At 48.6% G+C, this 26,323-nt stretch carries 21 protein-coding genes, 1 tRNA gene and 1 pseudogene; 6 read left to right on the top strand and 17 right to left on the bottom strand.

The window, feature by feature from the left end:
• A partial coding sequence (locus ACKI3C_RS07875) for a hypothetical protein (RefSeq protein ID WP_407403771.1) occupies window positions 1-1,437 on the top strand: 1,437 nt, incomplete at its 5' end.
• Window positions 1,438-1,583: 146 nt separating this feature from the next.
• Here the strand turns inward: ACKI3C_RS07875 and ACKI3C_RS07870 are convergent.
• The 7 genes from ACKI3C_RS07870 to rpsA all read right to left on the bottom strand — a co-directional run bounded on the left by ACKI3C_RS07870 (window position 1,584) and on the right by rpsA (window position 8,973).
• A complete protein-coding gene (locus ACKI3C_RS07870) occupies window positions 1,584-2,843 on the bottom strand; it encodes a phage integrase SAM-like domain-containing protein (protein ID WP_407403769.1) in 1,260 nt (419 codons plus the stop codon).
• 275 nt (window positions 2,844-3,118) lie between these two features.
• A tRNA-Gly gene (locus tag ACKI3C_RS07865) sits at window positions 3,119-3,191 on the bottom strand.
• A gap of 117 nt (window positions 3,192-3,308) precedes the next feature.
• Window positions 3,309-4,190 carry a hypothetical protein gene (locus ACKI3C_RS07860; protein ID WP_321625824.1) on the bottom strand — a complete coding sequence of 294 codons (882 nt, stop codon included), beginning with the start codon at window positions 4,188-4,190 and terminating at the stop codon, window positions 3,309-3,311.
• A 15-nt stretch (window positions 4,191-4,205) separates the two neighbouring features.
• Window positions 4,206-5,225, bottom strand: a complete 1,020-nt coding sequence (locus tag ACKI3C_RS07855) for a Gfo/Idh/MocA family oxidoreductase (RefSeq protein WP_321625823.1) — start codon at window positions 5,223-5,225, stop codon at window positions 4,206-4,208.
• A 28-nt stretch (window positions 5,226-5,253) separates the two neighbouring features.
• Window positions 5,254-6,267, bottom strand: a complete 1,014-nt coding sequence (locus tag ACKI3C_RS07850; protein ID WP_407403766.1) for a DUF354 domain-containing protein — start codon at window positions 6,265-6,267, stop codon at window positions 5,254-5,256.
• 348 nt (window positions 6,268-6,615) lie between these two features.
• Window positions 6,616-6,939, bottom strand: a complete 324-nt coding sequence (locus tag ACKI3C_RS07845; protein WP_407403764.1) for a hypothetical protein — start codon at window positions 6,937-6,939, stop codon at window positions 6,616-6,618.
• 252 nt (window positions 6,940-7,191) lie between these two features.
• Window positions 7,192-8,973 (bottom strand): 30S ribosomal protein S1, encoded by a 1,782-nt coding sequence (rpsA, locus tag ACKI3C_RS07840; protein WP_407403762.1) that lies wholly within the window; start codon window positions 8,971-8,973, stop codon window positions 7,192-7,194.
• A 386-nt stretch (window positions 8,974-9,359) separates the two neighbouring features.
• Between rpsA and ACKI3C_RS07835 the strand changes: the two genes are divergently transcribed.
• From ACKI3C_RS07835 to ACKI3C_RS07815, 5 genes are all read left to right on the top strand, one after another.
• On the top strand, window positions 9,360-9,752 hold the full coding sequence (locus ACKI3C_RS07835) for a four helix bundle protein (RefSeq protein WP_407403760.1): 393 nt from the start codon (window positions 9,360-9,362) through the stop codon (window positions 9,750-9,752).
• Complete coding sequence (locus ACKI3C_RS07830) at window positions 9,749-10,009, top strand: four helix bundle suffix domain-containing protein (RefSeq protein WP_407403758.1); 261 nt, start codon at window positions 9,749-9,751, stop codon at window positions 10,007-10,009. The genes ACKI3C_RS07835 and ACKI3C_RS07830 overlap by 4 nt, the downstream gene beginning before the upstream one ends.
• A gap of 192 nt (window positions 10,010-10,201) precedes the next feature.
• Window positions 10,202-11,341, top strand: coding sequence for a hypothetical protein (locus ACKI3C_RS07825; RefSeq protein ID WP_407403756.1), 1,140 nt, complete (start codon window positions 10,202-10,204; stop codon window positions 11,339-11,341).
• Window positions 11,342-11,619: 278 nt separating this feature from the next.
• The gene (locus ACKI3C_RS07820; RefSeq protein ID WP_407403754.1) at window positions 11,620-13,302 is read left to right on the top strand and encodes a hypothetical protein; all 1,683 of its coding nucleotides are present in this window, start codon (window positions 11,620-11,622) and stop codon (window positions 13,300-13,302) included.
• A 281-nt stretch (window positions 13,303-13,583) separates the two neighbouring features.
• Window positions 13,584-15,128, top strand: a complete 1,545-nt coding sequence (locus tag ACKI3C_RS07815; RefSeq protein ID WP_407403752.1) for a hypothetical protein — start codon at window positions 13,584-13,586, stop codon at window positions 15,126-15,128.
• A gap of 148 nt (window positions 15,129-15,276) precedes the next feature.
• Here ACKI3C_RS07815 and ACKI3C_RS07810 read toward each other — a convergent pair whose 3' ends face one another.
• The 10 genes and pseudogenes from ACKI3C_RS07810 to ACKI3C_RS07765 all read right to left on the bottom strand — a co-directional run bounded on the left by ACKI3C_RS07810 (window position 15,277) and on the right by ACKI3C_RS07765 (window position 26,033).
• Window positions 15,277-15,900 carry a four helix bundle suffix domain-containing protein gene (locus ACKI3C_RS07810; protein ID WP_407403750.1) on the bottom strand — a complete coding sequence of 208 codons (624 nt, stop codon included), beginning with the start codon at window positions 15,898-15,900 and terminating at the stop codon, window positions 15,277-15,279.
• A gap of 46 nt (window positions 15,901-15,946) precedes the next feature.
• Window positions 15,947-16,441 carry an RNA-binding S4 domain-containing protein gene (locus ACKI3C_RS07805; RefSeq protein ID WP_407403748.1) on the bottom strand — a complete coding sequence of 165 codons (495 nt, stop codon included), beginning with the start codon at window positions 16,439-16,441 and terminating at the stop codon, window positions 15,947-15,949.
• Between the two features lie 188 nt (window positions 16,442-16,629).
• Window positions 16,630-17,187 (bottom strand): annotated as a pseudogene (pth, locus tag ACKI3C_RS07800) (aminoacyl-tRNA hydrolase); the annotation flags it as partial.
• Between the two features lie 11 nt (window positions 17,188-17,198).
• Complete coding sequence (locus ACKI3C_RS07795; protein ID WP_407403746.1) at window positions 17,199-17,867, bottom strand: 50S ribosomal protein L25; 669 nt, start codon at window positions 17,865-17,867, stop codon at window positions 17,199-17,201.
• A gap of 159 nt (window positions 17,868-18,026) precedes the next feature.
• On the bottom strand, window positions 18,027-21,047 hold the full coding sequence (locus tag ACKI3C_RS07790; protein WP_407403744.1) for a PD-(D/E)XK nuclease family protein: 3,021 nt from the start codon (window positions 21,045-21,047) through the stop codon (window positions 18,027-18,029).
• Between the two features lie 110 nt (window positions 21,048-21,157).
• On the bottom strand, window positions 21,158-22,279 hold the full coding sequence (locus tag ACKI3C_RS07785; RefSeq protein WP_407403742.1) for an ATP-binding protein: 1,122 nt from the start codon (window positions 22,277-22,279) through the stop codon (window positions 21,158-21,160).
• 162 nt (window positions 22,280-22,441) lie between these two features.
• Window positions 22,442-23,452: a lactonase family protein gene (locus tag ACKI3C_RS07780; protein ID WP_407403740.1), complete on the bottom strand. Its 1,011-nt coding sequence runs from the start codon at window positions 23,450-23,452 to the stop codon at window positions 22,442-22,444.
• Window positions 23,453-23,477: 25 nt separating this feature from the next.
• Entirely contained in the window at window positions 23,478-24,251 is a 774-nt protein-coding gene (gene lptB / locus ACKI3C_RS07775) for an LPS export ABC transporter ATP-binding protein (protein ID WP_407403772.1), read from the bottom strand.
• Window positions 24,252-24,343: 92 nt separating this feature from the next.
• A complete protein-coding gene (gene udk, locus ACKI3C_RS07770; protein ID WP_407403738.1) occupies window positions 24,344-24,958 on the bottom strand; it encodes a uridine kinase in 615 nt (204 codons plus the stop codon).
• 484 nt (window positions 24,959-25,442) lie between these two features.
• Entirely contained in the window at window positions 25,443-26,033 is a 591-nt protein-coding gene (locus ACKI3C_RS07765) for a hypothetical protein (protein ID WP_407403736.1), read from the bottom strand.
• Between the last annotated feature and the right edge of the window lie 290 nt (window positions 26,034-26,323).

Genomic DNA, 26,323 nt, shown 5'->3' with positions numbered 1-26,323 from the left:
GGCGACGCTGTCGCTCTGCCGTGGGTGAATGGTGCTTCGGGCAACATTCAGAATAATGTGGTCTTTACCCGGGACCGCTACAACCAATGGGGATGCAATTGGGGTCCCGCAACAGATGCACTTTCGTGGCAACCGTATCTCATCACTATTGTCAAGCGAATATGCCAGGCTCTCGGCTATTCGTATGACTTTACGGAGTGGGAGCAGACAGATTACTTATACCTGCTCATCTGCAACACTCTGCCTGCCGCGTGGGAAATACCGCAGTTCGCCCGTGCACTTCCGCACTGGACAGTAGCGGAGTTCTTCGAGAAACTTGAACTCTTTCTTAACTGCGAATTTGACATCAACCACAAGGCGAAGGAAATCACTTTCGCCTTCTCCCGTGACGTCATTGCCTGTGCAGATCCTGTCGAGCTGCAGTCGGTGTTCAATGACTACTCGGCAAGCATCACCCAAGAGGAAGATGACAAATGCGAGTACCGGGAGGCGCAGAACATCGAGTTTGCAGAACGTAATGATGAGATGTGGAAGTACGAGTCCTGCCGTTGGTTCGTGGAGGACTGCATACGGAACGGACGAGTGCAGTCCTACGATATGCTATCGCAACTCGTGGCGGCTACACGTCAGTACTCGGTCATCCGTTCTTATGGCAGGAACATGGGGATGAATAAACTGTTCTATGCCCGGGATGTGGACACTTACTTCCTCATCCGTGCCTACAAGAATGTGCCTGTCATCGAAACGAGGGAGGAGGTGGAGTATGTGGACGGCAACGAGTACCACAATTTCTACAACTATAAAATCAACGAGTACCACTGCTGCCTGCAACCAGTCAATCAGTTCGGGGCCCACATCGTCAATGACTCTGACGATGCAAAGGCGATTACTCTTGATTTTATACCTGCTTGGATTGATGAACTCGACGAGAATCAGGGTAACTGCCTGTTTCTCTCTTTCTCGTCCTACAACGAACCCAATCCAAATGGGGAGAGGATAGGCGGTGTTATCCAAACCGCAGAGGAGGGCGAACTCATTCAGCCTTATCTCGTGCAGGAACTCGAGAACGGCGAGCATGACAAAGCCGTGGAATACTATTCCAAGATCTTTGTCGCTTTCTGGGACGGAGCTGTGGAGGCTACGGGCAAGCATCCGCACCCTTACACCGACAGCGTGATTGTCCGTCATGACGGCACAATCTTCCGTCCCCACTACTCGTTGCGCATCAACCGCAACAATGGAATGATGCGGTTCAGCACCCACAAGATAGAAACAAAGAGAAAGTACACCTTCACTTTCCTCGCCGACAGGATCCCGAACATCCGCTCGGTTTTCTTCATCAACGGCAAGAAGTACCTATGTGAAAAACTGACTGCGACCTTCACCGAGTCAGGTCGCAGCCAGCTTATCAAAGGCGATTTTTGGAAGGTTCGGTAGTGTATTGCTATACGCAAATTGGTACACTTTTCTTGACACAAACAAGAACACTATTTAGTATATGAATTGATACGCAATTTGATAGGCAAATTAGTACGCAAATTAGTACACACATTGGAACACCCAAATTTGGTGTTTCCAATATGTTATCTTATTCCGTATAGAACCCAGTCTAACACCTTTCTGTTAGCTTCATCAATCTTCTTATTATTGAAGTTGATGTAGATGGCTGTTGTCTCACATCCGAACGAGTGGCCGAGGGCGTGAGAGATTGTTTCCATGGGAATATCAAGGTCTGCTGCTATTGTCGCCCATGTATGGCGAGCCCAATAGGCAGATATATCAGGAAACAATGGATGGAATATCTTTTTACCTCCAAGTCCTTTGCGTTCCATTGGACCAATCCTTTTCAATGCTTTGTTCATGTGATTTGCCAAGTCATGGTAATCAGTGTAGCGGTCAAGAGCATCTATTAGCCAGTTCTTGCCTCGATATTTGTTTATGATTTCAAGAGCCTCTGGCTCAACCTTTATTGAATATAGCTTGTGTGTTTTTGCTCGGTTATATTCAACACGACCATTGGTTATTTCTTTCAAGTGACACAAATCCACAGGATTGATGCCTATAAGCATAAACATCAGTTTGAACATATCCAAATGAATCTTTGCATATTCCTCTACAGGATAGTTGAATAGTGTTCGCAAGTCCTCAACAGAAAGGGAACGTTTACGGGTGGGCTCATATACCAACTTAAACCTGCGGAACGGATAATAAGTAGTTATCTCATTGTCTATGGCATCGTTGAAAACTGCGCGAATGCAGCGATGAAGGATATTACGAGTGTTCTTCTTGTGGGTTGGGGACAGAAACTTGTCAAATCCATTCAGCCAATCCTTGGTAATGTCCTCGAACATAAGGTCTTCAACTGGTTTGAAATCGTATAACTCGGACCCGTTGTAGTCCTTAATCTTGCCAAAAGCCCTTTCGTATATTTTATATGTACCTCCAGTTTTAGTATTCATAAATACCTCATAACGGTAAACGAAGGACTTTTTGCGACTCTCCTCTTTTTGCTTTTTCTCTGCCTTCTCGGGATCAAGTCTGAGTTCTGCTTCCTCCTTGATGTCGCTTGCAGTTACAGAACCCAATATGCCATCATCAGCATATTGTAACATCAGCCTGTCCATTAACTGTTGACATTTGGCTATATATGCCTTTATCGCCAAATTCTCATTTCGCCCCGATTTTAAGATTCCTTTTCTATTATCCCACTGATTGGGTAACAAACGAATTGAAGATAGAGAAACATAAGATTGCCGATTCTTGTGAGTAATCGCAATCTTCAACATACATGTGCCATCTTTGCCTGGCCTTCTAGTGTCTAGGTAGAATTTCCAATTTGCCATTTTCTTTTTAACGGCTATCGCATGTCATTTAATTGCTCATTCTTTCTTTTATGTACATGGATTACCAGTATTTTTTGCTAATCTATTGTACTTTACCACTTTAACTCAAAATTTATGTACATGGATTTGTACATGGATTTTGTCATAGAGTGGCATATTATGGCATAAAATGACACACAAACTGCCTTTTTTTTAAGGCAATTAGCGTCAAAAAATGCAATTTTCACCTTGGATTATCGCTTGTAACTAACTGAATATTAGTGCGTTGCCGAGTGAGCGATAGACGGGACTCGAACCCGCGACCCTCGGCTTGGGAAGCCAATGCTCTACCAACTGAGCCACTATCGCATGGGGGCGTCGAAATTGAAATCGACGCAAATTTGTCATTAAATCGGCCTTATGCCACCTAACAACTTGGGATGCAAAGGTACAAATTCTTTTTGATTTTTACAATGCCCGCCCTTATTATTTTAGGTTAATTGCATCAACAGAACTTTGGATGTGTCCCTTTGATGAGGCTCCAAACACAACTGACTGCACGTTTAGCCCATTGACATATTCAAATGACTGAGCCGGAGTGATTGACCCAGATGCCAGTACATTCATTGCCATCATTTGATACTTGGTGGGGTCATTCTCTGCCAAGACACGCTCATACTCTTCTTTTGATGGATGCATGTTGAAGCCTGCCGCATTTATGCTTGAACAGATTACTACGTCTTCAATGTCCCATTCTTCCAATTTTGCTTTTAGGTAAGGCATATTGAGGGTGATAAAGCCCGGCAAAATACCATATTTCTTGCGGATGAACTCGCAGTAACGCTGGAAGAAGTCAGGAATATCATATCCAAGGATAAGGTCGGTGATAACGTTTTGCAGGAATAGGCACTTGACATTGAGCCCCTTGAACATCTTGTACTCAACATCAATAAGCATTTCCATCATCTTGATGGCGTCTTTGCCAAATGCAGCCGAGGCACCCTTGGCAAGCATGCTCAACACGCCCATCGTAGAGTTGTTTTTGAACAGCACTTCATTGATTGCGGGGAAGATGCCTAATTCGTTCACCATGTTGGCGTACTTGTGGGGATAAGGTATCGATGGATACCAAGCGATATCGCCATATTTGCTCTTGTTCTCGCGGAAGTAGTCGCAAATATCCATTGCTCGCTCATTGCTGTTGAGCATCACGGCCTTAACGCCACACTCAAATGCGTTGTCATAGACATCAAGAATATTCTGAAGCTTGCTGAATCTCTTCATCATCTCTTCGGCTTTCTCCTGTGAGCGGTGATTGATACCGAAGAACTGATTGTCGCCAAAAACTATTTTATCAATTTGTTCCATTGTGATGAGTCTGAATTAATCGTTGTCAAAAATACCCTTGAATATCGTCTGGTCCTGTGCTGCCTCGGCAAATGAGCAACCGGTGCTCTGACGTCCCTCGAGTATCGCATCGGCAAAGGCGTACAGCTGGTTAGTAAAACTTGTACCGCGCACGTAATAGGGGGTTGGATCGGGAATCATGTTCATGGGTTCGGTTGTCCAGCCTTCTTCTAGGCCAAGTTCCTTGTTTGCCTCTCTGAGGTAAATTTTGTATCCGTACAGGTCGGCCTGTATTTTACCCTTGGTGCCATGGAAATCAAGCTTCATCATGGGTTTTCGGTATGTATAATCACACCAGTTGACGTGCACGTTGGCAGTGACACCGCCTGCATACTTAATGTCGGCGCAGACTACGTCTTCAACATTCTCGCTATAAACGTTGTTCATCATGGAGCTCACAAGTTTCTCGGGCTTGCCCATGAAGTATTCCAGCAGGTCAATGACATGCGACCCCATTTCATACACAGCACCACCGCCGTTCTCGCGCTTTGCGCGCCAGCCTTTTCCACTTTGTGGTTTAGAGATGGTGTTGGCCAGGAATTCAGCCTTCACATGGCACACTTTACCTATCGCCTGAGCTTTGAGCAGTTGTTTCACCTTGTTAAATACGGGGTCAAAGCGATATACATACCCCACCTGATTTACAAGTCCTTTCTGGTTGAAGATGTCGGCCAGCTCGGCAGCTTTAACGGGGTCGGTAGTAAATGGTTTCTCACAGAACACTGCAATACCCTTTTCACTTGCCATCTTGCACACCTCGTAGTGAAGGGGTGAGGGTGTGCACACGATAATACCGTCTAAGTCGCCGGCAGCGAGCTGCTCTTTATAGTCCTTATAGGTATTAAGCTTGGGCAAGTATTTCTTGAGCATGCTCAAGATCAACTCTGATGTGTCTGAGACTGATACTATCTCTACAGAGGGGTGTGTGTTGATAATGGAATAATGAGTCAAGCCCATGCGTCCCATTCCAACAACTCCGATGCGTACTTTATCCATAATAAGTATTATATTTTCAATTTCTCAATTACTTCTCGTAGCTGAGAATCAGTTGTTTAATGTAATTGTAAGTTTGCTCGCCCTTGTCTAGTATCGCCGTGCTGGCTTCGCGTGACTGAGCGCTTGCTAGTATTTCCTGCATGCGTTGCGCATTAAGTTTGGGCTCATACATCATGATGCCATTGTCGATAAGAAATTTATCCACATCGAGCAGGGCATCTTGATATACCGAGATTGTTGGAATGCCCACTACTGCCATTTCGCGAGTCATGGTACCACCAGCACCTATGAACATAAAGCAGTCCTTGGCTATCTCGTCAAACTGTAATGGTTTGTCACAAACCACAATACCCTTGTATTGCTCGCCCTTGTAATGCTCGGCTTGGGCTTCGTTGCGAGGCAGGATGATTACCTGATAGTCGTCCTTGATCGACTCTAGTACGGGGTCAAGGAAATAGCTTTTACCCTTGTAATATTGAGCGGTCTGTGGCTCGGTGCGCACGTATATCTTTTTTGATTGGTCACCTGTCGCCTTGAAGCCTTTATACTTTTTCCACAGATAAATTCCCTCTTTTACGCCTTTGTACTGCGTTACTTTTTTCTCGCTGACTAATGCGTTGCACACGTTTTCCTTGCTTATAAACTCGGGAACGAGTACCTTGTTGGCAAAGATGAAACTAATCTTGTTTCCTGCCGCATGCTCATTGTCATTGGTATAAATGGTAGGAATACCTGCCAGTGAACCAGCAATGGGCGAGTAAAAAGAGCTTTGTGAGATACCCACATCTATCTTTTTACCCTTTAAGAATTTATACAACTCAAGCACACGCACAAAGAACCCCATGGCCTTCTTCCACGTCGATTTGCCATAGTGCTTGCCCACGATGGTGTACTCCATGTGATACAAGTCGAGCAGGTCGATAGTGTTGGCCAGTGGCCTGCAAGTGATAGTCACATCGTGGCCTTCGCTTTTAAGTTCTTCAATAAGCTGCTTGAAGAAGTTTATATGTGGCGAGTTTGTTAAATCAAACCAAATATTCATCTTGTATTGAAAATCGCAAATAACCTAAATTCTGCAACATTTTGTTAAGGATTTTAATATCCTGTTCCACAAAATGTTGTTTGAGATTTTGCTCTGTCGTAGTTTTCCGCTTATTTCAGTGTCGCAAAATCAAACAAGCAAAATTTAACAATTCATGCAAAAATACAAAAAAAAACTGAAACGATAGCAACTTTTGGATGAATTTTTCATATCATGGTTTTTGAGCAAAACAAAACCGGCTTATATTAATTTATTAAGACGGCGTTTCCAAGAGATATGTGTAACCGTCATCTCGTCTTGTTGACGAGGTGGCTGCCTGAAAAATGTTTTGTTCCCTAACTAATGCGGTTAGAGGTCGATTCCCACTACGCTGTCGCCTGTTTCGCGCTTGTAGTAGCGTATTGTGAGTGTGTCGCCTATTTCCCATGAGACGTCCTCGCTTGACTCTAGTTCGAAGTTGAGTGTGTCGTCGCCGACTTGCAGATCTATGTTGCGTCGTGCTCCGTCGATTACTACTCCGGTTACTTCATGGAGTGCGTCGCTGTCGCCTTCGGTCATGAGTGAGTCGATAATGCTGTCGTTCTGAGTTTCGGCATTGTCGGCGTTATCGTCGGCGCATGATGCGATGCTGAGTGCGAGTGCTGCTATTGATATGTAAACAATTCTTTTCATTGTTGTTTTGTATAGTTGCATTTTGAGTGCAAAGGTAGTTTTTTTTCTTTGAGTTTCAAAATTTTTGTTGAAGAAAAGTGGGAGGTGGGGCAGAGGCTTGCGGTTCGAGGCTGCCTCGGAATACTGGACACCGCCTTTACTGGATGCCTGGGCTGGTTTGATGCAAAAAAACAAGCGCCGTCACTGTGGTGTGGCGGCGCTGTGTTTATTGCGCTTGTCCCGCGTGATGTGGGACTTTGCGTTCAAGTGTGATTACTCACCTTTCTCGAGTTTCTCCTTGAGAGCTGCGAGGCTGCTGATGTCGCCCAGAGTAGTCTTCTCAACGGGAGTTGCTGCTACAGCTTCTTCAGCTGCGGGCTTTGTAGCCTTCTTAGCGGTCTTGCGAGCTTCCTGCTTCTGCTCATCTTCGAAGATGCGGCTGTGTGACAGGATGATGCGCTTAGCGTCCTTGTTGAATTCGATTACCTTGAACTGGAGCTTCTCGTCTTGCTGAGCTGAAGTTCCGTCTTCCTTCACGAGGTGCTTGGGAGTTGCGAAGCCTTCAACACCGTGGGGTTGCAGGTTGATAACTGCGCCCTTGTCGAGGAGGTCAGTGATAACGCCTTCGTGGATGCTGCCTACAGTGAATACTGTCTCGAATACGTCCCAAGGATTCTGCTCGAGCTGCTTGTGGCCAAGGCTCAGGCGGCGGTTTTCCTTGTCGATTTCGAGAACGACAACGTCGATGTCGGCACCGAGCTGAGTGAACTCACCGGGGTGCTTAACCTTCTTAGTCCAAGAGAGGTCGCTGATGTGGATAAGGCCGTCAACGCCTTCTTCGAGCTCAACGAATACGCCGAAGTTGGTGAAGTTGCGCACCTTAGCGTTGTGCTTAGAGCCAACGGGGTACTTGGTCTCGATAGCCTCCCAAGGATCGTCCTTGAGCTGCTTAACACCGAGAGACATCTTGCGCTCTTCGCGGTCGAGTGCGAGGATCTGAGCGTCAACAACGTCGCCTACCTTCATGAAGTCCTGTGCTGAGCGGAGGTGCTGTGACCAAGACATTTCGCTAACGTGGATGAGACCTTCAACGCCGGGAGCTACCTCAACGAATGCGCCGTAGTCATACATAACCACAACCTTACCTGTTACCTTGTCGCCAACAGCGAGGTTAGCATCAAGCTTATCCCAGGGATGGGGCTGGAGCTGCTTGAGACCGAGAGCGATGCGCTTCTTGTCGTTGTCGAAGTCGAGGATAACGACGTTAAGCTTCTGGTCGGGCTCAACAATGTCAGCGGGATTGTTCACGCGGCCCCAAGAGAGGTCGGTGATGTGGATGAGACCGTCAACGCCACCGAGGTCGATGAATACACCGTAAGTGGTGATGTTCTTAACGGTACCTTCGAGTACCTGACCCTTCTCGAGTGTGTTGATGATTTCTTTGCGCTGCTGCTCGATCTCGGCCTCGATGAGAGCCTTGTGAGAAACAACAACGTTCTTGAACTCTTGGTTGATCTTTACAACCTTGAATTCCATGTTCTTACCAACGAATACGTCGTAGTCGCGGATGGGCTTAACGTCGATCTGGCTGCCGGGCAAGAATGCCTCGATGCCGAATACATCAACGATCATACCACCCTTAGTGCGGCACTTGATGTAACCCTTGATAACCTCGTCTTTTTCAAGCGCTTCATTAACGCGATCCCAGCTCTTAGCCATGCGAGCCTTGCGGTGTGAGAGGATGAGTTGACCTTTCTTGTCTTCCTGGCTCTCAACGAACACTTCTACAGTGTCGCCTACCTTCAGGTCGGGGTTGTAACGGAATTCGTTAAAGGGAATGATGCCGTCTGACTTAGCACCGATGTTAACTACAACCTCACGCTTGTTGATAGAGATTACAGTACCTTCGGTTACTTCTTTGTCCTTGAAAGAACCAAGAGACTCGTCATAGGTTTTTTCCAGTTCCTCGTAAGATTGACCTCTTTGGGTTTCACCTTTCTCATAGGCATCCCAGTCGAAATCTACGATGGGAGAATTTTTTAATTCTTCGCTCATTTAATTAAATTGTTAATAAAATTAGTTAATTACACGCCTGGAAGATTCGTTCCCTCCAAACGTAACTGCAAAATTAATGCAAAAATCTGAAACTCACAAGTTTTTTCGCTTTTTTTCTTTTAAAGAGGACGGAAGAGGACTTTAGAGGACGAGAGAGGATGGAAGAGGACTTTAGAGGACGGAAGAGGATGGGAGAGGACTTTAGAGGACGAGAGAGGATGCAAGAGGACGGGCGAGGAAGTTTTCCTCTTTTATCCTCTCCAGTCCTCTTGCATCCTCTCTCGTCCTCTAAAAAAATCCTCTTTTTTTTAAAAAAAACTTCTCTTTGTTATGGATTTTTGCGGGGAAATCGTTATCTTTGTCTTGTTGTTAACTCGTTTATAACCATGGATAATAATAAGATATTACTTGATGGCGCTAACTGGAAAAAGTTGCGCTTCTACCAAAAGTCGGAGGCGCTTTATCAGATGACTTTTGTGTTTTGCGAGCGCTTTCTGCCCAAGTATGGTGACCGCACTGTTGACCAGATGGTGCAAGCAGCCAGGTCGGGCAAGCAGAACATCATCGAAGGTTCGGAAGACGGCAAGACTTCAACCGAGATGGAACTGAAACTACTCAATGTGGCCCGTGCAAGTATCCATGAGTTAAGAGAGGATTACAGGGATTTTCTGCTTTCCAGGCATCTGCATCTTTGGGACAATAATCACTGCCGCTACGAGGGGATGCGCAAGTTCACAGTAGCCCACAATTGCCTTGATGATTATGAGCCTTTTTCATGAAGTGGACTGCCGAGGAGATGGCCAACACGGGCTACACAATGTGCTGCCAGATAGATGTGATGATGAACGGATACCTGAAAATGCTTGAAGAACGATTCAAAACCGAAGGGGGAATTAAAGAACGCATGCACCGTGTGCGCACCGGTTATCGCAGCGATCAGGACAATAAGGTGCACGAAATGGAAGCCATCATTGCCCAGCAAGCACAAAGGATAAAGGAACTTGAACTTGAAATCAAAAGGCTTAAAAACTCTTGACGCATGCCACAGCACCCCTCGGTGAAGCACACCCCGACTCGGTATTTGTGTTCATAAACTAATTTTTAGAATTATTAACTAGTAACTTTTGGTTTTATTTATTGTGTATATCAAAAAAAAGTGTTAGTTTTGCACCGATAATAATTGTGCTACATACATTTATTTATATATTAACTTAAACTTAAACAAATTATGAAGAAATTTTTACTCTTCGCTGCTGCTGCAGTAGCAATGGGCGCTAGCGCTCAGACTCTTACTCAGGTATGGTCAACACAACAGATTCCCGTAGGTTCAGTATGGGGTGGTGACGCTCGTCAGGGTGTAGGTGTAGGTGGTAAGTACTACATCAACAACGCTGCAACTCAGGCTGTTGAGGTTTACGGTGCTCAGGGCCTTGAGAAGTCTATTGAGACTGGTTACGGCTGGAGCATCTGTGCTGACGACGCTGGTAACATCATTTCTCGCGCAGGTACACCTGGTGCTGGTGCATCTCTCTCAACCGACTCTGTTCAGCTCAACATCGTTCCTGCTGACGGTAGTGAAGTAAGAAAGATCTCTCTTGAGGGTCTTGACGGCCTTGCAACTGCTCGTGTTGACTATTTCGGACACGCATACGGTGATGTAGTTAACGGTAATGGTTATCTCATTGTTTCTCAAAATGGCGAAACTCAGCCCTATGCTATCGCATTTGCTGATGGTGATGTTGATCCCGACAACAGTTTCCCCATGGTTGTGGATGCTGAACTCATGGGCTTTGCAACTCAGTCAACTCTCGGCTTCTCTTATGTAGATGCTGATGGTGCACAGCACGCAACCTTGATGGTTCGCAACGGTGGCAAGTTCCAGGATCTTACTCTGAACATGGAAGACGGTGTTCTCGGTGAGCAGGTTAGTGAGGTTGCTGACGTAGTTGTAAACCGTGGTGCTGATGCTGGTGGCGAAATCTTCAAGCTGGGCGAGAAGCTCTATGCTGTTTATCCCAAGAAGGACGTTACAGGCGCATTCAACTACCTCGATGGTTTTGAGATTGCTGAGCTTGGCAGTGAAGAACCCGTTGTAGTTGCTGAGGTTGATCACACTTACACTGCTGACCAAAACAAGGGTGCTGGTAACTGGACTACAGTTGAGCCCGTTGACGACTGCACTGTTAACATCTACCACTACTATGTAAACGGTTTTGTTGCAATGTACACCTTCGAGGTTCCCCAGACTGCTGTTAACGACATCAACGTAGCTAAAGAAGTTAAGGCTTACAAGACTATCGAGAATGGCCAGGTTGTTATCGTTAAGGGTGACGCTAAGTACAACGTAGCTGGTCAGGCTATTAAGTAAGAGATAAAGAACGCCCGTTAGCGGGCTATAAGAACGGTGCTGCGCACCTATAAGATTTTAAGAGATTAAGATTTTAGGACTTTAAGATGGGTGCTGCACTTTCTGTTGGAAAGGAAATCTATTTCCCCTTTTAATATTATTGCTCGGCAATCGGTGCTCTGGTACTGGTTGCCGAGTTTTTTCTCATGTTATTTTTGCACAAGTGAAAGTTATTACTTATATTTGTGGCAGGTATTAAACAAAACCTTATTATTTACTTAAAAACTAATTATTGAATTATGAAGAAAATGTTACTTTTGGCTACTGTTTTAGTAGCATTCAGCGCTAACGCTAAGCTGACGATTGAACAGAAGTGGCAGAGCACCAATCTGCCCGCTGGAGTTAACGACAACCGCCAGGGTGTGGGCCACAACGGCAAGTTCTATATCCAGGACAAGGCCACCAGGTCGGTTTATTTATTTGATGAGAATGGCATGACCGGTGATTCATTCACCACCGGCGGCAACTGCGGTATTGCGTTCGACGACGCTGGCAACATCGTTGTGAGCTGTTCTGCTTTCCCCAATGCATGGGGTGATGGCACCGAAATCAAGGTGATTAATCCCGAGACAGGCGAGTGCAAGTACTATGAGCTTCCCGCTGGTGCCGTTCAGGGCCGTTGCGACTTCCTGGGCCACGCCAAGGGCAACCTCATGGAGGATGGTGAGCTATATCTCGTGGGTGCAAACCAGACTGGCGTTTATCGCCTCGTGATTGCTTACGGCGAGGTGGACGAGGACAACTCTTACGAGGCACTCCTGGAGAACGGTTCGGCTTCAAGCAGCACTATCGTTAATGCGTTTACCGACGCTAATGGCGACGATGCTCTCCTCTACGTGTACCGCTCAGGCGCTCCCCGCGTGTGCACATTTGAGGGTGACAACTTGGTTTCAACAGCACTCACGCTGCCGGGCAAGGGCACTTGCAACGGCGCTCAGGCATTTGCGCTCGGCGGCAAGAACTATGTGGTTTATCCCACACTTCCCAACTATCAGGATGGTTTCGCAGTAGCCGAGATAGGCGCTGAGGAGGCTGAGTTTGAGGTAATGCCCACTGGCAAGCAGACCAACACATTCCAGTGCAACTGGCTCAATGTGGAGGTTGTTGACGAAAACACCGCTATGCTCTACCAGTACCAGCCCGGCGGACACATGAGTGTTTATGAAATCAAGGTTGAGCAGCCCAAGTATAGCCTTGTGGGCTATATCAACGGTGCCGACTATGGCTGTGAGGCCGACTATGAGAACCCTGGCGAGTATATCTTTGAGAATGGCAAGCTCAAAGTGACTTTCAACGAGCCCTCTTACGTATTTGTAAAGACCACCGACAACAGCAAGTGGTTCCTCTCTCCCGTATATGTTCCCTTCAATGCCGAGTATATACATGGCGACTTCTACAATGGTGCTGATTGCACAGAGAAGATGCAGGTGCCTGCAGGTGAGGTTAACTTCAGGCTCACAGTTGTGGATGCTGATCATCTCTACCTCAGTGCAACAAGCGATTTCGAGGAAACCTATTACATGAAGCACCCCTGGGGCGGTGGCGACTGGACTTGGCTCCCGATGACCAAGCTCGAGGATGTACATGGCGGCATGAAGCTTGCTGAGGAAGGCGACACCTACTTTGTTGACGCCGAGTATGGCGACGCTGGTGTGAATGTAAACACCGCTGCGAGCGACGACGGTGCACAGTGGTTTGCCGAGCCCACACTCATGACTGATCTTGCTGTGGGCGACATGTGCCGCTTCACTTACTATGCAGGCAGCAATACTGTTGACATCCGCAAGGTGCCTAATCCTGTAACCGCAGTCAATGACCTCAACGTGAAGTCTAGCAAGGTTTATAAGGTGATTGAGAACGGTCAGGTAGTTATCGTTAAGGGTAACGTTCGCTACAACGTGGCTGGCCAGATGATAAAGTAAGAATTTAAGGGTTTAAAAGTTTAACCGTTTAAAGGTTTAATCGTTTAAAGGTTTAATCGTTTAAAGGATTAACTGCTTAACCTCTTGATTTTAGTAGGAAATCTATTCCCCCTTTTAATATTATCGCTCGGCAATCGGTGCTATGGTGCTGGTTGCCGAGTTTTTTTTGAAAATAATGGGGTGGGAATTTGGTGGTTAATATAATAATGTGTATTTTTGTAGATGAAACTAATATAAACCATTTAAACTAATTTTATTAACTAAATTAAAAAACTAAAAGTATGAAAAAATCATTACTCTTAGCAGGTCTTATCGCTATGGGCCTTGGCGCAAGCGCACAGACTCCTTTCGCCTATGGTATTTCGGGCGAACGCGCTGGTGACTTCTTGGGTGTAGAATACGCCCTCAATGCTGGTGCACAGAACGTAGAACTCCAGCTGGTTAATGTTCAGACCAAGGAAGTTGTTGCAACTGAGCCTCTCGGTGGAGCAACAAATGGCAAACATGAGGCTTCTATGAGCCTTGAAGGTCTTGCTGATGGTGTTTACACCCTTCAGATTGCAGTTTATGGTGAAGCTCTTACCGAGCCCAAGCAGGTGTTCAGCGACTTTGGCACAGGCCAAGCTCACCAGTTCTGGAGCCCCTATGGCATCGCTTGCGACAACAACCCCTTGAGCCCCAACTTCGGCCGCGTTCTTTGCAACGAGTCACAGACAAGCGTTCCCGCTAGCTACTTCGCAGGTGGCAAGGTAGGTCTCTTTGAGTACACTCCCGCTGGCGAGTTTGTTGCTTATCACAACCCTCTGGAAATCCGCACAGACTTCTGCCCCGATGGCAGCACTCGTGCTTTCAACTTCAAGAAAATCCGCATCTCTAAGGATGGCCGCATCTTTGTGGGCGTTGACAACTGCGTTGACAATCCCGTTTACGAGCTCAGCTCTGACCTCCAGACTTGGACTCCCCTCTTCGAAGGTACACTTGATGCCGAGACTGGTTACATTAACGACGCTGAAGGCAAGTTCATCGCAGGCCCCAGCGCAGCGTTTGACATTGCTGGCGAAGGCGAGAACCTGAAGCTGGTTAACCTTGCTTGCAAGGGTGGTCAGGTATTTGCTTATGGTAACTTCACTACTCACACTTACGACCTGGGTACAGCTACTTCAGTTAGCACTCCCGTGGGCGACATGGACGAGGTAATTCCCCTGAGCATGCAGTACACTATCTCAGCTCAGAGCGTATCTCTGGCTATGGATCAGGACGGTAAGGGTATCTGGTACGCACAGTATCGTGGCACTCCCACCGAGGCACAGCCCGCTATCAAGCACGTTTCTCTCAACGCCGACGGCGAGTGGGAAGAGGACTACAGCGACGTGACTACAGTTGTTCGCGGTGGTGGTATCGCTTGGAACAAGGACTACACAATGCTTGCTATCCCCAAGGGCAACAACCTGCTGGGTGTCTATGAGGTAACCGAGGGTGAAGCTGGTCCCGTTCTCAACGAGATCCACAGCCTCTCAGTTTCAAGCATCCGCGGTTTCAACGACATCGCTTGGGACTATGCTAACAACATCTACGCTTGCGACAACGGCAAGGAGGTTCTCCAGCAGATTCAGCTCCCCAACGTAAAGGCATCTAACAGCATGGTTAAGGAGAACGAGGTAGAACCCGTTGTAACTCCCACCGACATCACATTCGAGGTAAAGGCTACTGCAGTTAAGGATCTCAACACCGAGGTTGCTAAGACTGTTAAGTACATCGAGAACGGTCAGGTAGTTATCGAGAAGGCTGGCGTTAAGTACAACGTAGCTGGTCAGGTAATCAAGTAATTGATTTATTCCTTAAATAAAAAAAAGCACTCCGCAAGGGGTGCTTTTTTTATAGCCTGGATAGCCTGGATAGCCTGGATAGTTTTATTTTCTATAGCGGCTTTAACGGCTATAAAGGCTATTCAAGCTATAGCGGCTATCTAGGCTATTAAAATTCTATGCCGTGCTGCTTGAGCAGTTGTTTTAGGCGGGCGTTTTCGGCCTCTAGTTGCTTGAGGCGGTCGTCGATGCCTTGACGATAGCCCGTGCGTGCTGCATACATGCGTTCTTTTATTCCGCCATTCTCTACAAAGTCCTTTTCAAGCACTTTGAGATAACTGTTGATCATTGCATCTACCATGTGACACAAGGTGATGGCACAATTGCAACATTCTTCATCATTCCATTTCTCAAAGAAAGTCTCATATTGTTCAAGATCGTTGTTTCTCTTGCAAAATGCCAACAATCCATCATATCTAGAATGTCCTTGCCACCATTGCTGTAGCTGTTTAGCCTTGAGGTAATCACAATAATCCTCGCGCAGTTCCTGTATGCTTGCCCGAGCCACATTAAGTAGTTTGAGCTGCATCTCGGTGGATGTGATACCATCGGCCATCCCTTCAACAATATTCTGTTTGCCCGATCGTGCAGCTTGAACCATCTGGTCGACAGTGCGGTCGCCATAAGGAGGTAAAAAGCGTCGGCAAAACACTATGGTAAATTGGTATAACACCACGGTCTTGCGATAGAAGTAGAGGGTTTCCCATCGGTCTTGACGCTTTAAGACATTCATGATTTTATAGTTTTTTATAGCCTGATAGCCTTGATAGCCTGGATAGTTATTTTCCTTTCTTTTCGAGTTTCTCGTTGAGGGCGGCGTCTTCTTCGGCGGTCCAGAGGGGGTTGTCTTCGTCGCCCCAGTCGAATGCGTCGTCGAAGGGTGTGTCGAATCCGAATACGGCCTCGTCGGTAAATTCCTTCATCTCGCGTCCGTCTTTTTTGGTGGGTCGTCCCAGGCCTTTCTGGCGCTTGACGAAACCGTCGATGCGCACCATTTCGAGCAACTCGAGCTGGTCGCGCGATGTGATGTTCTTGAGGTAGTTGGGCACGAGTTTGGCGCCCACGCGGTTGTTGAGCACAGCCAGCACCTCAAAGGTGTAGGTGATGGGCGGCTTGCGCACGGCGATGATGTCGCCGGGTTTGATGAGGCGCGATGGCTTGACGTTCATGCCGCCTATGGTGACACGCCCTAGCTTGCAGGCGTCGGTGGCGATGGTGCGGGTCTTGAAGATGCGTGTGGCCCACAGCCACTTGTCTATTCTTACTTCGTTCATTTCTTGTATTTGTTAATGAGACGCTGGAGCAAGGACACGGGTTCTTGCTGGGCTTCTCCCTCGGGCACGGTGTCTTTTCCCTGCTGGGGGGTGGTGAGCTGCTGGAGGGAGGGTTTTCCTTCGGTTTTCCCCTCGGGCACGGTGGCTTTTTCTTGCTGGGGGGTGTCTTTTTTCTGGGCTGCGGCGCTCTTGTTGTAGTGGTTCATTGCGAAGGCGAGTCCTGAAAGGCAGAATGCCTTGATGGCTTCGCCTGCCACACGTGCACACTCGGGCAGGATGGCAAGTTCTTCGGGCTTGGGATGCCCCAGGACGTAGTCAACCTGTGCTCCCGGCGGGAAGTCGTTGCCCACGCCGAAGCGCAGACGGGCATAGTTGGGTGTCTGCAAGAGGTTGGTGATGTTCTTGATGCCGTTGTGGCCACCGTCGCTTCCCTTGCCACGCAAGCGTATGGTGCCAAATGGCAATGCGATGTCATCGACGATGACAAGTATGTTCTCTAGCTCGATGTTCTCCTTGATTTTCCAGTACCTGACGGCCTCGCCGCTGAGGTTCATGTAGGTTGATGGCTTGAGCAGGATGAGCTGTGCATTCTTGACACGCAGGCGAGCCACCGCGCCATATCGCTCGGTGGTAAAAACAACATTGGATGCCGCAACAAGGGCATCCAATATTGTAAAGCCTATGTTGTGTCGGGTACCATGGTACTCTGCACCGATGTTACCCAGTCCAACAATTAAGTACTTCATTGTGTTGAAGATTACTCAGCCTCTTCTTCGGTAGCAGCAGCTGCAGCCGATGCGCGAGTAGCGCGTACGCCACAGATCACGAGCTCCTTAGCGCTAGCCAGTTCGAACTCATCGTAGTGGAGCTGACCAACCTTGATAGCCTGGCCAATGTTGACGTCGCTAACGTTGATGAGAAGAGTCTCGGGAATGTCCTTGTAGAGACCTTTAACCTTAACCTTCTTCATGCCGAGGAAGAGCTTACCACCAGCCTTAACACCGACAGCGTGACCCTCGAGATGAACAGGAACCTCGACAACAACGGGCTTGTCCTCGTAAACCTGGAGGAGGTCGATGTGGAGGATGCTGTCGTTAACGGGGTGGAACTGTACGTCCTTAACAACGGCCTTCTTCTCTACGCCATTGACAGTGAGGTCGATCACGTGGATGTCGGGGGTGTAGATGAGCTTGCGGATAGCGTCGAAAGTGACAACGAGGTCGGTAGCGATGATACCACGACCGTTCTCAATCTTAACGACCTTCTCGCCTGCGTTGAGAGTGCCAGCGTAGTTGCCGTTCTCGTCGAGTTCAACAACAGCGCCACCGTTAAGTACTACAGGAATCTTGTTCTCTTTGCGAATGGCCTTAGCAGCCTTCTTGCCGAGGTCAGTTCTGGGCTCAGCAGTTAATTGGAATGTTTTCATTTTTAATAAGTTGTGTTACTCAAAATTAAGTTGTTAAATAGCTCCTTAATTTCCCATCACACAGGAATTTTTAAAAAGCGGTGCAAAGTTACGAATAATTATTGAAATATCAAAGAGTTTGCACCTAGTTGTTTATTGATATTCCATATTTCTATTGCATTATCGCCGGCAGAAGTCGGTGAAGTGGCAGTAGTTGCATGTGGTGTCGTCGAGATGGGTCTGCGTGAATGCTTCATCGGGACTGAACATGTGCTTAATGCAATTTTCAAGTTCTCGCGTGAAGTGGTCGATGAGTTCGCCTTTGAGCTTGTGCTCGGGTGTGACTTCGAAGATGAGTTCGGTACCATCGACTGTGCCTCCGGTTTCTTCCATCTTGCTGAGTTTGTAGATGAGCAGCTGCACCTTGTCTATTTTTCCCTTTTTCAGTTCGTTATCATCGAGCTGGCTATAAGCGATGGCATAGAGTAGGAGCTGCATGAGTGCGAGCGGGTGTTTCGTTTTGCTGCCTATGTCGAACATTTCTTCAAGTTTTCCGTCGGTGGAGTCTCCGCCGGTCTTGTAGTCGATGATGCGCAGCGTAGTGCCCAAGCGGTCGATGCGGTCAGCCTTGAAGGTGAAATTGAAGGCTGTGCCGCCAACTTTGAGTTTGAGCTTGTGCTCTTTTTCACACTCGACAGTTGTGATGGGGCCATGCTCCTTGATGCACTCGATGTCGTGTTGCAGTGCGTTGACTACAAAGCGCTTGATGGTCTCGAAGAGAATGAGCGCCTGGCCGGTGATTTCGTCGTTGAGGCTATCTCCCTCCTTGTGGAAGAACACCTTGTTGATGTTGCGCTCGAGCGTTTTGTCGAGGTGGTTATTGATGTAGTCATTGATGCTGTTCTCGTCGTGTTTAGCGTTAGACGTGAAGAGATCCTCGAGAGAGTCGTGCACGATGGTTCCGAATGTTCCAGAATCCATGAACTCGGTCATGTCGTTGTCGGCGCTGAGTCTCATGAGGTGGTGGAAGTAGAACATCAGTGGACACTTGATGTATTCCTTGATGGATGATGCCGAGAGGCATGGAGTGTTCTGCGACTCATCAGTGGGGTCTCCTGCGGTGTATTTGTCCTTGAAGCGCTGCTTGAGGTCCTTGTTTTGCAACGAGATGTTGAGTTCGGGTATGTTGACCACGGTGGCGGTGCGCTTAAACCTAGTGATGTCGAGGTGATAAACCTTGTGTAGCTGCTCGATGTATCGTGAAGGCTCGTTTCCGGAGTTGTTGCTGGTGTCATAGAACAGCGAGATGCGATTGGCACGTCCTATGAGTCGATAGAACCTGTAGCTGTCCACTGCGTCGATGATTGCCATTGACGGCATGTGCATCTCCACCCTGTATCGGTCGGGGATGAATGACCTGACGGCTTTGCGCTGGGGGAGGACACCCTCGTTGGCCGAGAGGATGTTGATGGTGTCGAAGTCAAGGCATCGAGTCTCGAGCATACCCATTACCTGGATGCCCACGTCGGAAGTGCCGCCGAAGGGCAATGTGGTGCCCAGGGTCATGCGGTCGATAAGGTGGAACACTGTGATGTCTTGTACTGGCAGCCCGATGCTATCCACGGCGTCCTGCAGTTGCTTGAGCACGTCGGTGTACTTCATGATGAAGGCCCGTTGCAGTGTCATGGGCATGGTCTTGTCGATGGATTTCTCGTCGTCGTTGCCGGTTTCATCGTTGCTGTCCGGCGCGGTGAGTTTGGCGAGTTTGCTCTCTGTGTGGGCAACGCGTGTGTTGAGATCGATGCAAAATTCTTCGAGGCCGTGCAGGAATTTCTTGACCTGGGCGGATGTAATCATCTCTACGCTGAATGTGTTGAACAATGGCTTGAGGAGCGACCCAGTGAACAGACTCTCGGGGATGTTGAACTCGTGATTCTCAAGAATCTTCTTGTTGAGTTCCATTACCTCGCGAGTGAATGCCATTTTGAGGATGGGGTGCGAGAGGATGTCGCGCACGTCTTCGCGGTAGAAGAAATACTCGGTGGACTCGCCTTTGCACTTGCGTGACGCCCGCTTGTGGGCCAGAGCCACGAGATGCATGAGCGAAGTGATGCTGGAACGCTTCATGGGGTAACCCATGGTGATGTTGAGGTCCTCGGTGCCCTTGACAAAGTGGGGCGTGGAGTTGATGAGAGGCTCAAGCATCGACTCGTCGGGGAGCACGATGGCAGTGTGCGGTGAGACAGCGGTTATGCCGTCAAAGGCGCACTTGGCCATGCCGATGACTGATGGCACTGCATGCACCTCGATGTGCGGCGTGTGGTCGATTTCCTCGAGTTTCTGCGGTGCGGGAAAGGCCTCGGCCATGGCCTTGATGAGTTTGGAAGCGGGATTGGTGTCGCAGTTGAAAGCCTGTGCGGCATTGTCCCACCAGAAGTGTGCCACGCCTTTCTTCTGCAGAGCCTTGAACATGCGCATCTCGCTCGTTGTCAATGCGTCGTGTCCCACCATGACGATGCGGGAGAATCCCAGTCCTGCGGCAGGCGTGTTTTCAATCCACCGTAGCGCCTCGCGATAGAGCTTGCCCTGGGTGGTGAGTTTGTGATGGTCCAGTATTTCGCCAAACTTGTTGTAGATGTTGGCAAGCTGGTTCCACAGGGTGATGAATTTGCCCTGCACGCTGTCGTTGTTATAGTCGGTATCGCGTGGTTTCCAGAACTTGTCGTCGTCCTTGTCGTTCACGCTGATGTTGAGTATAGAGTTGATGGCGTTTTTGAGGTTGTCATCTTCGATGTAGCTGGTTACGATCTCTCTCTCCTGTTTGAGGTTTCGGTACAGGTCATTAGCATCAACGAGGTTCATGTCGATGTCGTTGAAGTCGTTGACCAGCAGTTGCCCCCAGTAGGCAAACTTGTCGAACTCGCCAGCGTTGTCGCCCATACATTCCTTGTAGGCCTTAAATGCGATGAAAAGGATCTCGACCGGCGACGCGATGATGCAGTCGGTGTGTCGGGTGGCGTGATCCACAAAGTCGTTCATTGACATGATTTCGGGCAAGAAAGTGTATCTCTTGAGAGTTTTTTTGAGTATGTGCCTGAATTGCAAGGCACTGCGTCGATTGGGAAATACAAACGCAGTGTCGGCAAGGTCGCTGTTGTTGATGTAGAACAGTGCTACTTGTGAGAGAAATGGTGTGCTCATTTTAGTTTAGAGATGAGAGATGAGAGATGAGAGATGAGAGATTAGAGATTAGAGAATTCAATAACCGATAACCGATAACCAATAACCAATAACCAATAACCAATAACCACTCATCTCTTGATTAGTATTGTGGTGCGCACAGCAAGGTCGAAAAGAATGATGCGTGCGTTTCCGTTGCCCATGATTTCGGCCTCGGCACGGTTAAACTCGGCAAAGAGCCGTTCCACGTTATACTCGTTGATATAGGGGGAGAACCGTGTGCTGAACTGTTCTTCCTCGCGAGTCATGTAGTTGAGCCCAGGGGTGCGCAGGTTGTAAACGAAGTTTTCCCTCACCTGCCTGGAAGCGTAGGCGAGGAAACGTCGTGATTTCTCACGTTTCATGTCGGTGATGGCCTCGCTCCAAGCTTTAAGTTTCACGAGGTCACGCATATAGGCTAGTCGCATGAGTTCCATGAAGCGCTCGTGAAACTCACGTGTCTCGTTGTCGGTGTGCAGCATGCGCACAGCTTGAGCCATGTCGCCGTCGGCGCTGGCAGCGATGGCCATGGCCTGCTGCTGGTCTATGCCGTAGGTGGCGGTGAGGTGAGCGGCTATGGCGGTCATGGGCACACGCAGCAGCTCGATGCGTTGCGTGCGCGACAAGATGGTGGGAAGGATAGCCTTCATGTTGTCGCTCACGAGGATGAACTTGCAGTCGTCAAAGGGTTCCTCGATGAGTTTGAGCAGCTTGTTGGCACAGTCTTCTCGCATCTTCTCGGGCAGCCACATGATGAGGACCTTGTAGCGCGACGTGAAAGCGCTCATGCTCATCTTGCGCATGATGCTGTCGCTCTCCTTGACCATGATGGCGGGCTGCGAGTTCTCGTTCTTGAGCAGACTCAACCAGTTGTGGTAATCCTCCACAAGTGGATTGGTGTCGAGAAATTCTTTCCACTCGGGCATGAAGTCGTCGCACACGCTGCTCTCGTCCTTCTTGAGGTAGGGGAAGGAGAAAAACGTGTCGGTGTGGTTGTGTGACTGGTGCAGCCTGCACGATGGGCAGGTGCCGCACGGCTCGCCGCCGGTGCGGTTAGTGCAGTGCAGGTATTGCGCCATGGCTCGTGCCAGCGCCAGCTTGGGAGTGCCGGCATCGCCGTGGAGCAGCAAGGCGTGCGGGAGACGGTCGGTGTCGATGAGTTGACGCACCCTGTGGACTGCCTGCTCATTGCCTAGTATATCGCTGAATTTCATAATCCTGTTTCGGTTTGGACTTCAAAGATACATTTTTTTTCCCATATTCGCAACCATGGGGTTACAAAAAAGATGGGTTGTCGCAGCATTTCCTCATTTCCTGCTCTCCTGCTCTCCCACATAACGAGATTAAGCAGATTTCCTTGTGAATCTTCCCCCAGGTCACAGCAGGGTGATGCACACGGGCATACCCAAGCCTATGTCGTGCCCTGCCAGATATGCCAGTGTCCCGTCGTTGTTGATGCGGTATAGCTCGATTGCGTTTTTGTCGCGGCATGCATTTAGCAGCAGGCTTCCGCACGGGGTGATGGCAAAGTGGCGCGGATGCGTGCCGGTGGGGTAGAACGCCTTGCGCTCCAATGTCCCGTCGCCATTGATACCGAACATCGCTATGCCGTTGTTCACGACCCTAACGCTGGCATATAACCATTTCCCTGACGGATGGATGTGTATGTGAGCCGCTCCGTGTCCTTTCTCGGCTTCGGCGGTGAGTGTCTGCATGTGGACGAGACGGTTACCGTCCAGGGCAAACGCCATGACTTCGTTGGTCAGTTCGGTGATGAGATACAGGCGGGTGCCGTCGTTGTTCCAGGTCAGATGGCGCGGACCGCTGCCGGAGGTGGTGTGCAGGGTGTGGAGAGTGGCGATTGTCCCATCGCCGTTTATCCTCATCAGGTAGATGCAGTCGCCGCCCAGGTTGCTTGCCGCCATTAGGTCGCCGCATGGGGAAACCGCCATGTTGTGGAGGTGGGCTGTGAGTTGGCGTGGCGAGGTGCTGTGTTCATGGAAATGCAGGTTCTGGATTGTCTCGCCCAGCGTGCCGTCATCATTCACCTTAACAGCAGTGATGGATCCGCTGCTGTAGTTGGCGCTGTATAACATGCCGTTAAGTGCTACGCAGTGGCACGGATCGTCTCCAGGGCTTTTCTTGCTGGATGCCAGCCGCAACGTGTTGCCGTCTATCGCGATTGAGTGGAGCCACGACTGGTCGCCGCACTCGCTCAACGTGAAGGCATTGCCATGGCTCGCGGCTACCCACGACGGGTTTTTAACCTGGACACAGTCCAGGCAAGTGGCTTGCAGGGTGGTGGAATCCAGGTCATATAAATATACGCCCTTGCTCGTGCTGGGAGCGAGGGCGATATCTGTGTAGGTTCCTATCAGTAAACGCATAGGAGTGAGTTGCTTGATGTTAGTGTCAGCCCAGGTCGAAGTTCTTGCGGCGGAACACGAAGTTGTGTCCCAGGTACTTGTCGAGCACGACGGGGTTGACAGCAAGTTCCTCGGGCACGCCCTGGAACAGGATTTTGCCTTCGAAGAGCAAGTAGGCACGGTCGGTGATTGAGAGCGTCTCGGGTGCGTTGTGGTCGGTGATGAGGATGCCTATGTTTTTCGACTTGAGGCTATAGACGATGCTCTGGATGTCCTCAACTGCGATGGGATCGACGCCAGCAAAGGGCTCGTCGAGCATGATGAATCGCGGGTTGATGGCTAGGCATCGGGCTATCTCGGTGCGGCGTCGCTCGCCGCCCGAGAGACGGTTACCCAGGTTCTTGCGCACCTTCTGCAGTCGCAATTCCGAGATCAGCTCCTCGAGTTTGTCACGCTGATACTCGGGTGTGGTGTCGGTCATCTCAAGCACGAGCTTGATGTTGTCCTCGACGCTGAGCGTGCGGAACACCGATGCCTCCTGCGGCAGATAGCCTATGCCCAGCTGGGCACGCTTATACACTGGCAGGCTAGTGATGTCCACGTCGTTCAGGAACACGCGTCCCGAGTTGGGGGTGACGAGACCAGTGGTCATGTAGAAGGTGGTGGTCTTGCCGGCGCCATTGGGTCCCAGCAGTCCCACGATCTCGCCCTGGTGCACATCGATAGACACGTTGTTGGCCACAACGCGCTGGCTGTATTTCTTCACAAGGTTTTCGGTGCTGAGCACAAGAGAACCCTCGTCGCCGCTGCGAGCGAGCATAGCCGCCACTTCTTTAGTGTCGGGTTTCTTTGCATTGTTGCTGCCCTCGGCCGATGTGCCTTTGTTCTTGTTCCAGGGAAACTTGATCTTCATTATTTCTGGGGCAGCTTGCCCTTGATGTAGTCGGTGATAAGATTGATTGCCACCTCGTTGTGTCCGCCCTCGGGCACGATGATGTTGGCATGTCGTTTAGCGGGCTCGATGTGCAGCAGGTGCATGGGTTTGAGCACGCGTTGGTAACGCTCGATAACGGCCTCGGCAGTGCGTCCGCGCTCGATGCAGTCGCGCGAGATGACGCGTATGAGTCGGTCGTCGCCGTCGGCATCAACATATACCTTGATGTCCATGATATTGCGCAGGCGAGGGTCGCTGAGCACCAGGATGCCTTCGATAACGACAACGTCGTGTGGCTCGAGGTGGATTGTTTCCTCATTGCGTGAGCAGGTGAGGTAGCTATAGGTGGGCATCTCGATGGCGTTGCCTTTCTTGAGTTCCTCAAGATGATTGAGCAGGAGGTCCCAGTCAAATGCTGCGGGCTCGTCGAAGTTAATCTTCTGGCGTTCCTCAACGGGGACATGACTCGAGTCCTTGTAGTAGTTATCCTGAGAGATGATGCCTACTTCGCCCTTGGGGAGGCGTTCCATGATCTTGCGCACTACAGTTGTTTTTCCTGAACCGGTTCCACCGGCGATACCTATTATAATCATAGTCTTTGATAGTATTTGTTTTTTCAATTTACAAAGGTAATGATTTTTCCTGATATATAAAACACGAAACAAGGGGAAACTGGAATAAAATAATTTTTCTCGCGGTTTTTCGGTTTTCGGTTTTCAGTTACCAATGACAACTGCGACTGCAAGTGCGAAGTAAGCTCCGACTTTCCCGCAGAGTATTGGATTTGTGTTTTGTGTCTAAAATGAAGGGAAAAAGACAATCACCCTGCCGGGCTGTTCTTCTCTTACACGGCCCACAAACCCCAAAAACATCTTCATTAAAAATATTGTTGCTATCATTTTTGTGCAACATGAAGATGTTGACGAAGAATTAATTTTTTTTGCTTCTGGACATTTCAAGCGATGCGCCATAAAGTAATACATTGAGACTAATACAGATTGCAGATTGTTGTACTGATACCAAAGTACCCAAAAAGTAACAAAAGCAATCTGATTAAAATGCTTATAGTTAAGTGACTCAAAATAACTTTTTGCGTTTACTTTCAGGAATGAATTTTGTAGAATCTATTTTCAACACAGAGGTGAGATCTATATCTAAACATCGAGTAAAGGGATATGCCAAGCGTCCTTCATTGTCAATCACTGCAAATGCATATTCTTCATCTTCACCTCCACCATAGCCATCTTCATCATAAGCTCCAAAACGAGAATTCACATATATATAAACTGATATAAAGTTATCATCCCTGATGTAAGGTGTTACAGGGATTACTCCTGTGCTTATGAAAGTGTCTATTCTCTCTGATTTGATACGGAATTTTTCTAAAAGAGTTGGGTCCCACGGAATAAGTATCCGACTGCATCTCCAGAAGGGTAGTTCAATCAATATCTGATATAACTCCTTCCACGAAACCATTTTACATTGATGTATTCTTCCTGGATAACCTCTGTTTGGTTGATAACAGAATGTGCCATGCGTTTCTTTGTCAATATAAGCCTCGGCAATACGCATTTCCTCTTCTGTCATGACGCGTGTGGCTTTATCCCCGTCCCAGACAAAACCGCTTTCCAAATCCTTCAGTTTCTCTATCCAATGTATCTTATCCATGCAAACAATTATTTGAGAGTTTATAAATCATCTATAGCCAGGACGCGTGCTTTATAATAACATTCTGGTTGCGCAGCTACTAATGATTGCGCTTAACAACTGCAAATATAGATAAAAATCGGGAATTATCACCCCAGTATATCATAAACTTATTTAAGTTTCGGATGTTAAAACCATTTCAGTATCACCATTTTGTTCCGATTAGCGTCCTGCTGGACGCGGTGCTTCTTGCATTTCTTTCCCCCACCGCCACTACGTTCGGCGGTGGGGGTTATTCAGATATTGTCCTT

The sequence above is a fragment of the Sodaliphilus sp. genome (assembly GCF_045598405.1).
Lineage (GTDB): Bacteria > Bacteroidota > Bacteroidia > Bacteroidales > Muribaculaceae > Sodaliphilus > Sodaliphilus limicaballi.
The sequence above is the reverse complement of the archived record's forward strand: the minus strand, read 5'-3'. Positions and strand labels throughout refer to the sequence as shown.

Coding starts and splice junctions, on each gene's coding strand:
- ACKI3C_RS07870 (WP_407403769.1), bottom strand. CDS start 2,843: ATGGCAAATTGGAAATTCTACCTAGACACTAGAAGGCCAGGCAAAGAT.
- ACKI3C_RS07860 (WP_321625824.1), bottom strand. CDS start 4,190: ATGGAACAAATTGATAAAATAGTTTTTGGCGACAATCAGTTCTTCGGT.
- ACKI3C_RS07855 (WP_321625823.1), bottom strand. CDS start 5,225: ATGGATAAAGTACGCATCGGAGTTGTTGGAATGGGACGCATGGGCTTG.
- ACKI3C_RS07850 (WP_407403766.1), bottom strand. CDS start 6,267: ATGAATATTTGGTTTGATTTAACAAACTCGCCACATATAAACTTCTTC.
- ACKI3C_RS07845 (WP_407403764.1), bottom strand. CDS start 6,939: ATGAAAAGAATTGTTTACATATCAATAGCAGCACTCGCACTCAGCATC.
- rpsA (WP_407403762.1), bottom strand. CDS start 8,973: ATGAGCGAAGAATTAAAAAATTCTCCCATCGTAGATTTCGACTGGGAT.
- ACKI3C_RS07835 (WP_407403760.1), top strand. CDS start 9,360: ATGGATAATAATAAGATATTACTTGATGGCGCTAACTGGAAAAAGTTG.
- ACKI3C_RS07830 (WP_407403758.1), top strand. CDS start 9,749: ATGAAGTGGACTGCCGAGGAGATGGCCAACACGGGCTACACAATGTGC.
- ACKI3C_RS07825 (WP_407403756.1), top strand. CDS start 10,202: ATGAAGAAATTTTTACTCTTCGCTGCTGCTGCAGTAGCAATGGGCGCT.
- ACKI3C_RS07820 (WP_407403754.1), top strand. CDS start 11,620: ATGAAGAAAATGTTACTTTTGGCTACTGTTTTAGTAGCATTCAGCGCT.
- ACKI3C_RS07815 (WP_407403752.1), top strand. CDS start 13,584: ATGAAAAAATCATTACTCTTAGCAGGTCTTATCGCTATGGGCCTTGGC.
- ACKI3C_RS07810 (WP_407403750.1), bottom strand. CDS start 15,900: ATGAATGTCTTAAAGCGTCAAGACCGATGGGAAACCCTCTACTTCTAT.
- ACKI3C_RS07805 (WP_407403748.1), bottom strand. CDS start 16,441: ATGAACGAAGTAAGAATAGACAAGTGGCTGTGGGCCACACGCATCTTC.
- ACKI3C_RS07795 (WP_407403746.1), bottom strand. CDS start 17,867: ATGAAAACATTCCAATTAACTGCTGAGCCCAGAACTGACCTCGGCAAG.
- ACKI3C_RS07790 (WP_407403744.1), bottom strand. CDS start 21,047: ATGAGCACACCATTTCTCTCACAAGTAGCACTGTTCTACATCAACAAC.
- ACKI3C_RS07785 (WP_407403742.1), bottom strand. CDS start 22,279: ATGAAATTCAGCGATATACTAGGCAATGAGCAGGCAGTCCACAGGGTG.
- ACKI3C_RS07780 (WP_407403740.1), bottom strand. CDS start 23,452: ATGCGTTTACTGATAGGAACCTACACAGATATCGCCCTCGCTCCCAGC.
- lptB (WP_407403772.1), bottom strand. CDS start 24,251: ATGCTCGCTCGCAGCGGCGACGAGGGTTCTCTTGTGCTCAGCACCGAA.
- udk (WP_407403738.1), bottom strand. CDS start 24,958: ATGATTATAATAGGTATCGCCGGTGGAACCGGTTCAGGAAAAACAACT.
- ACKI3C_RS07765 (WP_407403736.1), bottom strand. CDS start 26,033: ATGGATAAGATACATTGGATAGAGAAACTGAAGGATTTGGAAAGCGGT.